Below are 14,855 nucleotides of genomic sequence, written 5' to 3' on the forward strand. Positions count from 1 at the left end.
GATTAAAGGCTGGCTGATTGTTGCGCCAGTGCGATAGCTCGTACCGGGTCTTTATCCATTGCTTTAGCCAGGGTTTGATAGAAGTCGGTATACCATTGTTCGGATAATATTTGTGAATCGGAAGTACTGCTTTGTATTGGCAGGCTTGCTAGCTCCCGGGCAGCAGCGCTTATTTCATAGGAGTCAGTTCCCCCTCCCAGTGGTATCCAATAAATAGAGATGACGGGTGTCTGGCCGCTGCCACCAGATATGTTGCCACTACATTTCCATTTGCTGTTTCCCCGGATAGGGACGTAGCAATATCCGAACTTGGGTATGCCATAGTTTGCATACTGGCGTAAATGGATTCCATTGACAGTATATTGCTGGTTGTTGTAGGTGATACAGCCGGATGCGGCCTGGGCGCCGCCGGATTGAGTCGGATCTACAAAAATTATCGCAAATCCATCGGTCTTCGCTGTTATCTCTGTTTCTCCGAATGACTGGCCCTGTCGGATGAGATGCATGCCGCCGGTCATGGCAACAGACGCTTTGTTTACGGTGATGCTGTCACTCACGGTGAGATGATTGATTGTGCTACTTTCAGTAGCTCTTACAGCGCCTGCGTTTACATGCTTCAAATGTATCCCGGGGCCGGAACTGAGGCTGACCGCAATATTTTTGAATGAAGTATTGTTTTCCAGGTTCAATGTGCCACTTATTGCCAGGTTAGCTTTGGTGTACAAAGTTTGCTGAACGGTTAATTGATTGGAGTTGATCATACTGCCGGACACGGTTATACTATCTGGTGTAAGTACGGCATTACTGATAATAATGGTCAGGTAAGTATACAGCTTTGTTTGGCCGTTATCCGCTTCCAGTACCAGGGTAGTGGTGGACTGCAGTCCTTTCGGGAAGTCGAAGGAGGGGGTGGAGTCCGTATATATCGGCGTCGGATTACCATTGGCGTATAGGGCAAACTGTGTGCCGTTACTGTCCCATTTGGTACTGAACGGGCCGCCCGCGGTAAACGCGGTAACCGGCACGTCCTGCTCGGTGCTTTGATAGGGGAAGGAAATAAAGCTCCTCAGGTATAACGGTCCCTGATCGAGTGGTATGTTGGAAGTATCGTGATGCATGTTAAGTGAATTGAGGGTGAATGTTTCAGAGCGCTGTGAGCTGCCGGTGCATTTCTTCTTTGGTGGCAACGTCAAATTTGATGTCCAGTAATGTTTCTATGGAGGCTATAATGTTTCCCTGGCGCTGTTTTTTTGCGGCGGTATATTGCTCAAACAGCCGGCGGGGGTCGTTTGTGTCGTTGCTGCTATCTGGTACCGGAAGCGCTACGCTATCCTGTTGTGCTGAAGGGGTGCTCTTACCTATTGGTACCCAGAAAATGCTTATCGTAGCGGGATGTGAAACGCTGGTAAGGTTCTCGCCTTTATAATACCAGGTGGTTTCTGCAGGAACGGGCAACCATAAAAAGCCATAAACGGGTTCCAGGTCATCATTTGCCCCGTAGGTGCTGAACCAGTTGTTGCCATCAAATGAAAGTGCTCCATAGGCAGAGGTGCCGTCATCTGTTGATACGTCTACTGTAATGATGACATACCCATCAGTGTTCGCTGTTTCGGTGGTAACCGGAATATTGGTACCGGAGGCCAGTTGCTCAAAAGCACCGAATATAGGCAGCTGCTGATGGGTAAGGTCTATGGAGTCCTGTATGGTCAGGTTGTCAGCGGTGATACTCGCACATTGCAGCGTTTCAATTAGATTGCTGGTATTACCATTGTCTTTAACAGTGAAAGTGCCGCTCACATCAATTCTGGAAGAATTATCAATAACATTGTCCACATTGGGGTTTGTACCGGTCAGGGTGATGGAATTGTCATGCAGGTCCAATGTATTGCAGGTGGCCTTTTGCGCAGTCATCTGCCCCGCAATGACTTCATTTGTGTTGGTGATTACTGCAGGCGGTACAAGGATAGGGCTGATGACGGCTAAGGTGAAAGACTCAAATATTTTGTTGCCATTGTCATCACTGGCAACACAGGTGAAAGTGGTGGTATCTGATATGCCGTCTTTCAACGTATAGCTGGTGTTTTTATCGCTATATATCGGTATTGTATGGCCGCTTTGATATAGTTCAAAGGAGGTGCCATTACTGTCCCATCTTAGTTCTACGGCATACCCCTGTTGTATGGCGCAACACGGATTTCCGGCGTTCAGGGGGTCAATGGCAATCAGGTTCTGAAGATAAAATGCCGGTGTTCCACTTTTATCAATAGGAAAGGCGCCTTGCCGCGGTTCATAATCGGGGTCTCCCGTATTCTGCGTATTTTCTTTAATAATCACCTGGGCTGTTCCCGCCTGGCTATTGACCATGCCGGTGACGCTGCAATTAGCGCCATGCTTCACCTTGCGATTGGGATCCTTGTTCAGAAGCTCCCATTGTACGTAATCAATATTCGTCTGGTCATCAGTGGTATCCTGAGATTTTCCCACTGACCAATATAGTTTGTCAGGAGGATTTAATACGGCGGTAGACGCTTCGAATATACGGTCGGGACCATCTCCTATTGGTATCTTGAGTGTGATCTTCTCACATTTTATGGTGTCGTTGGGCTCAAGTACGATGCATACTTCTCCCTCGGTATTGGGGATTAGCGGTTTTTGGTCCTTTCCATAAACCTGATAGGTGAGTATTAGTGGAATGGTGTCGGTTTGCATGGGAACGGTTTTAGGTTTTTATTGAGGGTCCTGGTCAGTAATGAATTGAAGGTATCCGTCGTGCAGACTGATCGGATATCTGTTGAAATTGGCGGTAGCAGTGGCTTTGGTAAGGGTAAACCCTTCCCAGGAAAAGCTGGCTTCAGCGGTACCCGGATTTGCTACTGTGCTTTGCCACCACGTCCAGGTGCCGTACCGGGCGCTTACGGGTAAATAAGTGAGTGCATTGGGATAGGGCGGCGTACCATTGGCAGTGTCTGACAGCTGCACGGCAGAGAGAATAGGCCCTGCCCTGAAAGTGATGTCCATGGCGGATAACGGCTTATCTACAAATTGTTCCGGCAGTTGTACTTCCTTGATAGGCAGAATGCCGCTAAAGGCGTGTATGGATGCCCGTGGGTCTGCCAGTACGGTGACGTATGTAGGATTGCTGTCCCCGAACGTCAGTTGAATGTAATTGCCATTATTGCTGTTGAGCGGCCCTATCTGTTGCAGGTAATTGTCAGAATTATCGGGTGTTACCACACAATTGAACTGGTCGTAATTTTCATTTTTAAAATACCCGATCACGCCGTCTTCCTGCGATGCCTGATCACCAAACCGGATATCAAAAGGACAATCCTCCATTGCAGGGATATTGGGGTTGGGGGTGATTTCACCTGTAGGGAACGGCCAGTCCTGGCTTTGCAGCGGCTGAGCGTTCAGCTTCAATTGCAGGGTGAGCGCTGTTAGTGCCAGTGGCCGTCCAATGAAGAAGGAGAGATCCTGGTTGGTACGTTTTCCCAATGGATCTATCGTCCAGAGCGTGCTGTCGATCGCTTTCAGAAAAGCCTGGAAGGCCGTAGCTGATTTTCCCGTTAAGGCGGTGACAAATGCGCCCAGTTGTTTAGACCGGGAGGTAACATCTCCCAGCGTATTCACGTTGTTGTGTGGTGGCGGCGTCCATTGCACATGGCTGCCCTGTGTACCGGCCATCACCATAATTTCGCCGGCATTACTGCCATCAGGAAAAAACAACAGCAGCGAGCGGTCAATATGGTTCACTACCACCCAGCCGCATACTGGGTTCACACCGGTATTGAGGCCCAGTATGTTAGTTTTGTCGCGATAATCTGCCAGTAGCATATTCAGCCGGGCGGGTTGTAATATGCGGGGCGGTACCTGGAATGGCGCCGTTATATTGGCAGACAACTGATGTTCGATACTGAAGGCGCTGTCCACCATCAAAGGATAAGAGTGATAATCGGATATGCCACCACCGGTGGACTGTATCAGGTCATATCGGCGGCCAAACTTATCATAAATGGCCAGTTGTGTGAAGTAAAACTCACCGCCCCTGATTTGATGGAACGGGTAGGGACTGGGACCACCGCCAGTTATAGCAGGAATGGCGTTTACCTGTCCCTGCGCAAAAGAAGGGGTGTCAAAAGGAGGGATGCTGGTAGTGTCATAATACCCCATGACTTTTGAAAACTTCAATGTCTGGTTTTCATAGTTGAATGAATCATTGTGTGGCTTTCGGTAGAGTTTCCTGTCACGCTGTGTCAGGTAGTCGTTCGTGTATGCGAGCTCCTGGGACAGAAAACGCCATTGGTCTGTTTTGTTGATCTCATCCCACAGGTCATTCAGGGCGTCATCATCATATTGCCGGGCATATGCTTTGAGCCGCGCGCCCAAAGTCATTTGTGTGTGGGTGCTCAGCGCGGCTCTTCCGGAAACGGTATAACTTGTTTGCGCGCCCTGCGGAGAGGCTATCATCTCATAGTCAGTACCGTTAAAGCTCCAGTTGGGCGTGCTATGCTGGTCGCCGGGACTTGTTTTCCAGGCAAATGGAACAGCGATATGCGTTAGTTGCCATTCCATATATACCGGCTGCCATTTCTGCCGCCATTCACTGAGGTCCGTTTGTGGCAGCACCCCATTGTTATAGGCGGTCTTGTCATGAGCCTGCATGGTGCTGTAAACAGTTTGCTGCGAAAGCCCCGTTTTAACGGCTATTTGCGCGGCATTGGCAGGGTCCACCAAAAAGAATTCGGTATAAATATCCTGTACGTTGGCTGGTAACACCTGTGTGTCGGATAAAGCAGGAATAATGTTGCCCAGTGTGGAGGCATCTATTTGTGTAGAGGCTACTGTAAATGATTTTATCAGTTGTGCCGGCAGCCTTACTACGAGGGCAGTCTCCGGGTCGACCAACGGGTCTGGCGAAATTCCGGATATCAGTATGTTGGGATTATTAGGGAGCCAGTAACGGGGCTGTGCTACGGATTTCAGTACAAAGCCGGGGGTGATGTTTTTGTTCTGTGCAAAGTCGTTGATGCCCTGCTGTAGTGCCTGTTGGGAGTTTGCGATACCTTGTCTGGGCTGCGGTACTTTGGGAAGCAGCGCATTCACTATTTTTAATTGTGCCAGTACCAATCCCAGTGTCTTATCAGCATTCTGGGGATCGAGGTATGGTGATAACTGATCTGACGATACACCTGGCCAGGCGTCCTGCGGGTCGTAGTTGGCCTCGGCGTAGTGATATTTCCACCATACGGCGTTTAAGTCCCACTGGAGACTGGAAAGTAATGTAAGCGCGTCATCCAGCGACTGCTGGTCTTTGTTTAGTTGTTCCAGCCAGGCGGCGTCACTGTCGGGTATTTGCTGGTTTTTAGTAACAGGTGCAGTCTGAGGGTCATTACTGGCAGGTACGATCTGCCAGCGGTTGCCGCCAAATTTTGAATTAAACCAGGCTTGTTGTATTCTTTCCGCTATCAGTTGGTGGCCATTTTTGTTGTTAAGTGCAGGCAACAAATCAAACTGGAAGGCACGTAATAATTCAATAGTTGTTTGCTGATCAAGGGAATGTTCCAGTTGTGTGGCTACCAATGTACTGAAGGCTTCCAGCCCGGTATTGGCCACGCATACGGATATATCATCGGCGCGCAGGTTTTCAAGTTCGTCATTGGCAGGTGGTGTACTGGCGTTTTTATCCCAGGGCAGGTTAAAGGACATGCCGCTGTATAAAGTGATATTGCTGTTGCCCGCACTTTGCTGTGCTGCTACGTCCCAGTTCAATGCAGATAGTACTTCGTCAGCTGTTGCTTCACCGGTGAAGCCGGTGTTGCCGGTAGCCAGGATATCGCTGCTGCTGTCGGCATACCAGCCGGTTACCATATAGCTGAGCGCGGTGGTTTCCGGTACACCATTTAGCGGGTCATAAAAAGAAAGGACGCCGGCATTAAACTGCATGTACCCGCAGAACTCCTCATTGCCGGGACCGAGCGCGGTCATGAACATGTTTTGGGGGTAGGCTTCCTGCCAGCCCGGCATCTCAAAAGCCTGGCCCATGTTAAGGTAGTACGATTGAGTGTCTGTATTGCCATTATCGTCAAAAGGAGCCAGGGGAAAGTTTTTCCTGTTAGGGTCATTGCTGGCGGCCCAATTGTTTTTTACGGTTTCGCTGATAATAAAATTACACCAGTTATTATCTTGTTTTACATTAGGGCAATCTGCCTCCAGTATCCATGATTGTCGTACATTATTGCCGCCGGGGTCCCTGTATATGCGTACAATGAGCCAGCGGTTAGGAATGAGGGGGAAATCGCTGGTACTATCGGACTTGCCTACACGCAGCGAGCGCGGTAGTGTCCAGTGCAGGTATGCACCCGGCCCCGGCAGGGTATTGTTGTCATCCAGGTCAAAGGCGTCGGGTTCGGGAGAAGCCCAGGAATCGCCGCTCATGACAGGATAATTGTAGGACCACAACCTGAAATCATCCCGCTTCAGAAGGGCAGGATTGGCGAGCAGTACATCAAGCGTTATGGGAACTATGACAGGAGCGTTCATGTTGACTGATTTTAAGATTGACTTTGGAATACGACTGCTTCCGTTGATTTCATCATCTGCAGGGCGAAGGTGCCGGAAGTTAAGGCCCCATTGGGAGGAGGGGTGTTGTTTGCGCTCATAGCGCGCTGCAACGTTTGTACGAGGCCGTTGTTCTCTCCAGGCGACAGGTTCAGCACATGACTGCCCGCCGCCCGCATACAAAGCTGCTGCAATCCGTTCAGGTCCCGGATAGGCACGCTTCCCATTTGTTGCCCCAGCGCATTGCTGCCGGGAACTACATTTCTGATCACTGCCTCTCCTGCATCATTCACGCCAAAGCAAAGGCTTTCCTGTGGCTCACTGAAGGTTACGTTGTCGGGGACTTCATCGAATATGCATAACAGCAGGTTAGGGGCCAGGAGGTCTGTCCGGATAATATTGAGAGATTTATCGTTTGCGTCTTTAGCACGTATCGTGAGGGTAGGCCATGCTTTCACCATGTTGGACCGTAGCAGGAAGCCGCTCATCACATCCGGCGGTGTTGTGTCCAGTATATGCCTGCCTGTTATCTGCTGCCGTATTCCTTTTACCTTTTGCTGTGCGGCCTGTTGGATGACGGGAAGTGCCAGGTCATGCAGCATTTTGGCTTTGCTGCTGTCGATACCGAAGCTCATGGCGCCATCAATACCGGCGCTCAGCCAGTTCTTGTCTACATAGAAAAAACGCAGCGACTCATCAGGTAGCATGCGCAGATCGGCCACCATTTTGCCGAAAGGAACCGGGTAAAGTAGCTGGAATCTGGCCATCCAGTCAGATAGCTCGTCAGAAATGCTTGCTACTATCTGTTGCAGGCGTTCCTGTACGTCGCTGCGCAGCAGGAATGTAGCCAGCATCTGTTGCGGATCTGGCGGTACGGCTCTTGTCTTTACGACATTAGCTGGTGCCGCCTGTTTTTGCGTGGCGGTGTTGCCGATGGCGGCTATCAGTTGCGGAGTGATGATGCTTTGCAGCCTTTCTTCTACGGTTTCATATGGATCGATATCTGCGATGGTTTGTTGTGCAAAATAGGGAGAAGTGGACCGGTGCAGCAGCTTATCGACTATCAGGTTCAGCTGTTTCCTAAACTCCTTTACTTTGCTCATAAAATCTGCATCCGCCAGTGCTATTTCTCTGCCTGTTTCCCAGGCTGCGGCCAGCGTTACATCAAATATGCCATGCGTTTGGTCGAAAATCAGTGCTGCATCAGCGGTGTTGTAGTGAGCAGTGGATGGTGTGGGCAGCAGCGGCGCCAGTGGTCCGCGGTACCAGGCAAAAGTGCTTTCTCCGCTGCGGGTTTGCCAGGGCAAGGGAAGGTACCCATCGCTGATGCGCTTACGTACGGCGGCATTGGCGTCTGTATTCCTGTCTGCCGGTATAGGCAGCCGGAGCCACAACAGTGACGGATCTGCATTGTTGTTTATCACTTCTGCTGCTACGAGGTTTTCTGCCAGCTTGCCGAAACTATAGCCCGTATCCGATTGGGATTGAAAGGTCCAGCTGGCAAGGCTCAGCAGGGATACGCTCTGGTAACTGCTCAGGTCAGCGTTTTTATGCAGGTAGTCCTTCATTCCCTCCAGCGATACCAGGTGTACAATGTTTTTTACCTTCCCCTGCTGGCCGTCGGGCGGCGTCAAACAGAAACGGTTACACGCTACCACAGAAAATAGTCCATGCTCATTCAGCCCTCCGATGGCGCTGTTGCCGGTATTGATCCTGCGGATATGCGAGAGGTAGAGCAGTTCGTCAAGCATCGGTACGTTTGCCTGGAAGGTAGCGGTAGACATACTGATCGTTTTACAGCTGCCTTTAGGATCGATGTCATCTTCCCGCGTAAGCTGGGGCTGAAGCACGCCGGTCTGCCCCTGTAAAAAATCTCCTATTGTGGTAGTGGTAGATTTATCGTCAGTGTTGTCACCGGTATTCAACTCTTTTTCTTCAAATACCATCAATGCCAGCCAGGGCGTTTCCCTGTTGGATTCGTCCACGGCTCTTTCCCATGGTAGTTCCGCATCTTTAAGTACAATATTGGGAAGTACCTCGTTGTATCTGCCTGTACTGCCTGGCACAGGGTACATATTGATGACCTGGGTCTTATCAATAAAAAACTGTGGTGCTGTTACCATGAAATCCTGGGTAACACTTACACCATCGTCGTCCAACTGGTTAGTACTATACAGTGGTTGCTTGACGGTAATATGGTAGTTGCCGGCTTCCAGGGCGGGAATGTAGTTGTCATACAACTCAAGGTCGCCCACAGGGATATCATTGGTAAAATCTTTTTGGTGTTTCATAATCAATTGGTTTGTTCCATCGGAATGTCAATAAACAGACTGTTGACGGTAGCGCCCATCTGTAGCATGTTGTCGTTGCTCCCGGAATAGAGCTGGTCCTGTTGCAGCTCGGCATACAGCGTATTCCGTGCAGCCGCAAGCGTTGTTCCGATCGTGCTGATATCCGTTAAGGTGCTGCCGCTTGTTTGTGGCGTATAGTCGTCGGAGTAAGTGTGGGCTTTGCTTAGCGGGTTCTGTGGATTATCTTTTTGGGAGATATAATCCATTAGCAACAGCCGCATTTCCACAATCCCAAAAGTACTGCCAGGTGTTGAAACCGGGCCGGTAACAGTATAACCGGTGAGTTGCTGGCCCAGCGTATCTGCGGAAGGAGTAACAGGCGCCTGTACAAATTGTCCGTTATCAATAATGGGAGGCCCCCACAGCGTGGCAGCGACATTAGCACGGTTGGCAGTAAAGGTCCATCCGTCAATGTCCACCTGGACAGCGCCGTTAGCGGTATCTTTTGTGATGGTTACATTGTGTTCCGCTGTAGCCGAGGTAATATTCATGGGGCGGATGTTGATGCTGGACGCACCCTCCACCCGCTGTTGGCCGTCATTGCCGTAAGTAAGGCTGGTAGCGGGAATGCAGCTCTTGGTAGTGAATTGCAACCTGCCTGCTCTCACGAACCATACTTTTGTGGTAGGCGGATTGTTGGTCGTATCGCCATTGTGGATGATCTGACCGGTGGCGTCTTTCTCCAGTATTTTTGACAGTCCTTTATTGGCGATGATGGTATAACGGTCCTGAGGCGCGGGCAACAACTGTTTAAATTCCGTCCAGTCAAGTGGCTGCTGGTTTGCATCCGCAGCGCTGTCGGAGCCAAACCGGATTTGAAAGGTGACAAAAACAACATGAATCCGCACAAGGCCCCCAATAGGCGGTCCCCACATATCCAGCGAAGCACCGATACTCGCACTGAGTGTTTTGTGAATGAACCATACATGAATGGTCAGCGATACGCCGATTTCCACCCATATATTTGCTACAAACGTTAATGGATGCCAGGTGACCAGGAAGTTGGCGCCTGCATCAAACCAGGCGCTCAGGGCGCCGGACTGGTATTGTGCCTGCAAACGCCCGCCGGCCATGGCACAGGAGGGCGTAAAGGCAAAGTAAGCCCCGCCCTTGATCGACACGTCGCTGGATACCTGCCAGTTAAATCCCAGCCGGGCCACCTCGGGATAATAGCTGGGCACTTTAAATGCCGGGTGATAACCGCCTGCGGTTACTACAAACTGGCCGGCGTTGGGGTTGTCGCCATACCAGAGATAGAAGGCAAAACCACCGGTAATATGACAATCTTTCGTTAATACAAATGAATTGCTGGTAAGGCTTGCGGCAATTCCCAGGAAACCTTCCTGTGGCTGTAGCACCGCTGACATCTGCAGTTCGATAAATACCAGTCTTTCATTGTCTATGGCTTTTTGTGGCAGGGTAAGCCAGGACAGCCCCAGCAGCGAGAACTGCATATCCCTGCCTAATTCTGCTGTCAGCAGCAGTTCGCCATTAATAATTTCAAATGAGTTGAATACAATGCCCACTGCCGCCCAGTAGTCTCCACTGCGCGGACTTACCCATTGTTTAGTTGTTCCATCTTTACCCGCTTTTTGTCCTTCAAGTATTTCCAGGGTGTTAAGGGCGATATCTTTCTGGCTGTCTGTTTGTGGGGCGTCGACAGTTAGTAGTGGAAAGCTCTGTACCTGGTTAAAAGCAGGCAGGGTGAGTGTCCTGTTATAGCCCAATCCGCCCATTAATCCGGAGATCATAAAGAATGGCGGTCCACCCGGAGGGAAGTCGGCATTTAAAAAAATAAAGAAAGACGCCGTACCATCGGTCATCTGTGCATAAGAACCCAATGCTGCAAGCCCGAATTGCTGTATTTTGATGATCAGTGCGCCGTCAAACTGGAGAGACACGTCCTGCGCCAGTTGACTGTCTGGAATACGTATCAGTGCGCCATCTATTGTGAAAGAAGCGGAAGTGAAGTCAAAACTGAGGCCGTCCAGGCTGAACGAAGGTGTGAATGCGCTCAGGGAGGTGCCTATGCCCAGCCCGCCCAGTGCGGCGTTAAAAGGCCCTACGGTCATAGACCCATTGATAATGCCGTAAATGACCTGGTCTTTAAAGGTTAACGCGATAGAGTCGATATAGAGTGGTCCAAGGTTTTTTCCGATGTTGATGGTATAGGCTGTATTGCCGGAACTGCTGTCGGCGTCTTCAACGGAAAAGTTGAACCTGCTCATAACTGCCTTGAAGTCCGGAGAATATGCCAATACGGGCAAGGTGATGGGAATATCAGTCCCAATCAGTGTAATATCAAAATAAAAAGAGATGCCTGCCGGAGGGCTGGAGGGCAGGTCGGACGGTAGGTCTTGGGGAGGAATGTTTTGTGGTGATTGGGAAGTGATAATCAGATATCCCTTTTTTAATATGAAATCTCCTGTCAGCTCACTGCCAACCAAAGGAATATGTGTGCCTACGTCAAACGTAGGATTGAGGTCAAAGCCGGCCATCGCAATAAACTGCCATTTATCTTCGATCTTTTCACCAACGAGGTGGAAGACGCCGGTAATTCCATTGTAATTGAGAGCGCCGTCTATAGAAAGTTTGCCTACAGGGTTGTTGTATGTAATGTTGATTTCTGATAGCAGAATTTCAGGTAAAACGGTAAGGTCGATATTTATATCAGAGAAGATGCTGACCAGGAGGTCCGTAAGTGGGATATCCTGGGCAGTGCCGGTAAACACGATGTTGCTGCTGCCCAGTGTGATATCTACGTTCAGCAGGGACTCGCCAACATTGATATGCGCACTGAGATTATAGGAGGTAATATTGTTGGAATGGGTAATGACCAGCGCGAACTTCGTATGTACCTGTACATCGAAAAGATTTATGTCCAGTTCTCCGTAACAAACACAGCTATAGTCATCACCGGCCGGGTCTATATTCAGTGAAAAATCGTCGAAGGTCAATTCCAGCAAATCATCGGATATTGTGATGCCGGGTTCCAGCTCGTTTATCAGATCATTAAAGGAGATAATGTCCGGATAACTGGCAGTGATGGAATCAATCTGCCACTGACCATTAGTGTTGGTGTTATCGGAGGTGCTGATGTCAATTGTGCCAATAAAGTCACTGGTAAATGTTTTTAGCGGAATTTTTGCGGCCATCGACATATGCACATAGGCAGCAGGCGTGGTGTCGGGACTGATGAGACGGAAATTCAACTGGAAATTGCTAAGTGTAAATAGCCCGAGCGGCATTGTAACACCCTGTTTTGTATATACCATGAACTTTACTTCCCGGACTTTAAAGTCAGGCGAAAAAGTCAGCGATAGACCGGCTTCAAAGGAAATGCTGTCAAATACGCTGATGAGGGTGGCCGGAACAAAATTTTCAAAATGCCAGGACGGCCCGTTGATCAGGGCTGTGGCAATACTGCTGTCACTCAGCTGACTTAACGATGTTACCGTTTGTGCGTAAGCTGTGTGTGGGGTGCAGCTTACAGTTATAACAAGGGAGGAGGTGCTGTCCAGTTGGAACAACAAATCGAAGTGTCCATCGGTAGCTAATAACCCCATATGTATTTTCTGAATAAAGCCGGAGGGAGCAGTGGTTTCAATCTTTAGCTGCAGCCCTTCCAGCTTAAGGCTCTTCAGAGAAATGGTGTCAGCAAGGGGCACCCACAAGGTCATGACCGGATAGGCGTAATTGCCGGTAAGATCAACAGCACCATACAATCTGAGGTTATCAGAAATAGAGGTGCCAAGTATGTCCGGCAATTTAGGTATCTGGCTGACGTTTGTCAGGCAGGAGAAGTTAAGTCCTAAAGCAAGGGGTATCTGCCCGCTTGCTGATACCTGATAAGCAGATTGGGGTGTAGTGCTATAAATAAAACAGCTGTCTGATAATGTGGTTAGTAAGGAGAAAGGTTTGATAGTAAGACGTGGAAAAGAGTCTGTCCAGGTCCAGGATGCGGGCAAAACCAGTTGGAGGATAATATTTACAGTGTCATTTGTTACGGTAAAGACGAGTTCCTTCACCGGCATCGCTGTTTGGTTCAGCAGGTCTGTCTGCCCTGCCGTAATGGTTACGGAGTTGCCGTTTGCATCAGGTATATCGCTGGTATTGAGTTGTTTGATGGTTACATACCGGGATGATGGGAGGCCCACCATGCCCTGCATGGTTGATACCTGCTTGTCGCTCAGGTAGTCGGTGTTCAACACTATCTGCTGGCTGGCTGCGGTGTCTGACCTGAGTTTGGCGATGAGCTGGGTGATGTCCATTGTCAGTTGTTTTTAGAGAGGGATGAGCAACGATCTTTTAGCTAACCGGCATTGATAGAGGTGTCCAGCAGACCGATACTGTATTCGATTTCTTCATTTTCCAGTCCCATTAAGTCTTGATACTGCAATGTTGAGAAATTGAATAACGGGTTTAATAACTTTGGCGGTATATTATTAATGGTACTGTTTTCGTCGTCGGGGTCCAGGTTTGCTCCATTTTCATCCACCATCCATTTCAATAACAGTTGTTCTCCGGCTTTGAGGTAAGTGATGTTGGCGGGTTCTTTAAAGCCCTTCTTGTAATATTGGGTTTTCCTTTGATAGTCGTCAAATAATTTCCAGAGATCAGTATCCTTGTTATTATTGAAGGTGTCCTTAATGGTTATTTGTGTACTTTCTTTCAGTCTTTGACGAATTTGTTCCTTTCTGGTGGTAAGCGCTTTTTTAACCTGTTCTCGATCATCTGTCGAGGAGTTAATCTTATCGCTGCCTTTACAGATGTCACATTGTGTAAGTGCCTGGCATCTGTTCATTCCAAGGAAATAGGAAATGCTAAGATCTTCGCCGGAATTGACGAAATATGGGCTGTAATTAAAGTTGGTTTGCTGGACATTGTTCTCTTTTTTTAGTTGATCAACATTCCAGAACACCGCTTGTTGAAGAAAGTTATATGGCGTTGGATTTCCTCTTAAGGACACCCTTCTGTTGTTAAACCTGTTGTAAATTTTGACAACGTCGGTTTGTGCCATGTACATGTTTGTGCCATGCGCCCCCAGCGCCCATAAAGGCTCTGAATTACCTATTACCCTAACGTTTGTCATTTTAGCTTCGAATTTGTAAAATTCGTCAACGTTTGTAATATAGAGTACATTATCATCCAGGAACCAGGCTTTGGGCACATTAATATGGTTGAAGAATTTTGCAACTGCATAACGACAGGCGCCGAAACCAAGCATAAAGTCGGGGTTGCTTCCCACTTCATATCCGATAACGGTAATGCCCGTACCAGCGAGGTCCTCAACATATATTTTGTACTCCGCCGCCTGAACGAAGATATAGATCCCTCGGTTGTTGGCATCTTGTTGAGAAAGCCGGTAGGGGAAATAGAGAGGGATTTTATCGCCGTTCACAAAGGGACCGACATCCCCAATGTTATTGAAGCGCCGTTTGCCGAGAGCTGTCAGAATGCTGTTGCCTGCGTTATACATAGATTTGATCCATTCGCTTCGCCCGGTTGAAATAATGGCTAGTGGAGGTTGCCTGCCTTTTTCTGTTTCGGCCATGCTCGAAATGTTATCACCGTAGAAATTAAGTATATACAGGTTTATCGATGTTTTTGCAATGGCTACCATCCTTTGCTGCGCAATTTGTTCGATGGTGTTTGCTCCGTCATTGCCCTGGATGATGACTGAACTTTTAACTAAGGGTGAGTATTTTTGGAAAATAGCCCCTTCGGGGTCGTAAAAGGTGTTGAGTCTTGCCGAAATTGCCATGGTGAATATTTTGAGGGTACATGAATTTTCCATGCTGCCGGAAGCAGTTATATAGGAACGATAAGCTGATAGTGGGGGAGGCCGGCCACTATGGTCATTTGAGGATCATTACTGATAAAGCCGGAAGACACTGGGAGCGCTTCGGGATTTCAGGAAATTGATTATATTATCTGGGAATATGG

At 48.9% G+C, this 14,855-nt stretch carries 6 protein-coding genes; all 6 read right to left on the reverse strand.

Annotated elements, in window-relative coordinates:
- Positions 1 to 2: 2 nt before the first annotated feature.
- From HGH92_RS26745 to HGH92_RS26770, 6 genes are read right to left on the reverse strand one after another with little or no spacing between them, the layout of a single operon-like run.
- Entirely contained in the window at positions 3 to 1,118 is a 1,116-nt protein-coding gene (locus tag HGH92_RS26745) for a hypothetical protein (RefSeq protein ID WP_168873877.1), read from the reverse strand.
- A gap of 25 nt (positions 1,119 to 1,143) precedes the next feature.
- The gene (locus HGH92_RS26750; protein WP_168873878.1) at positions 1,144 to 2,709 is read right to left on the reverse strand and encodes a hypothetical protein; all 1,566 of its coding nucleotides are present in this window, start codon (positions 2,707 to 2,709) and stop codon (positions 1,144 to 1,146) included.
- Positions 2,710 to 2,727: 18 nt separating this feature from the next.
- Positions 2,728 to 6,540, reverse strand: a complete 3,813-nt coding sequence (locus HGH92_RS26755) for a hypothetical protein (protein WP_168873879.1) — start codon at positions 6,538 to 6,540, stop codon at positions 2,728 to 2,730.
- An 11-nt stretch (positions 6,541 to 6,551) separates the two neighbouring features.
- Positions 6,552 to 8,849 (reverse strand): hypothetical protein, encoded by a 2,298-nt coding sequence (locus tag HGH92_RS26760; protein ID WP_168873880.1) that lies wholly within the window; start codon positions 8,847 to 8,849, stop codon positions 6,552 to 6,554.
- A gap of 2 nt (positions 8,850 to 8,851) precedes the next feature.
- Entirely contained in the window at positions 8,852 to 13,180 is a 4,329-nt protein-coding gene (locus HGH92_RS26765; RefSeq protein ID WP_168873881.1) for a DUF6603 domain-containing protein, read from the reverse strand.
- A gap of 41 nt (positions 13,181 to 13,221) precedes the next feature.
- Positions 13,222 to 14,673 (reverse strand): hypothetical protein, encoded by a 1,452-nt coding sequence (locus tag HGH92_RS26770; RefSeq protein ID WP_168873882.1) that lies wholly within the window; start codon positions 14,671 to 14,673, stop codon positions 13,222 to 13,224.
- Positions 14,674 to 14,855 lie beyond the last annotated feature (182 nt).

Origin of the sequence: Chitinophaga varians (genome assembly GCF_012641275.1) — a bacterium.
Taxonomy (GTDB): Bacteria; Bacteroidota; Bacteroidia; order Chitinophagales; family Chitinophagaceae; genus Chitinophaga; species Chitinophaga varians_A.

Bases quoted from the DNA above. Each gene is read 5' to 3' on its own strand.
- HGH92_RS26745 (WP_168873877.1), bottom strand. From the start codon at position 1,118: ATGCATCACGATACTTCCAACATACCACTCGATCAGGGACCGTTATAC.
- HGH92_RS26750 (WP_168873878.1), bottom strand. From the start codon at position 2,709: ATGCAAACCGACACCATTCCACTAATACTCACCTATCAGGTTTATGGA.
- HGH92_RS26755 (WP_168873879.1), bottom strand. From the start codon at position 6,540: ATGAACGCTCCTGTCATAGTTCCCATAACGCTTGATGTACTGCTCGCC.
- HGH92_RS26760 (WP_168873880.1), bottom strand. From the start codon at position 8,849: ATGAAACACCAAAAAGATTTTACCAATGATATCCCTGTGGGCGACCTT.
- HGH92_RS26765 (WP_168873881.1), bottom strand. From the start codon at position 13,180: ATGGACATCACCCAGCTCATCGCCAAACTCAGGTCAGACACCGCAGCC.
- HGH92_RS26770 (WP_168873882.1), bottom strand. From the start codon at position 14,673: ATGGCAATTTCGGCAAGACTCAACACCTTTTACGACCCCGAAGGGGCT.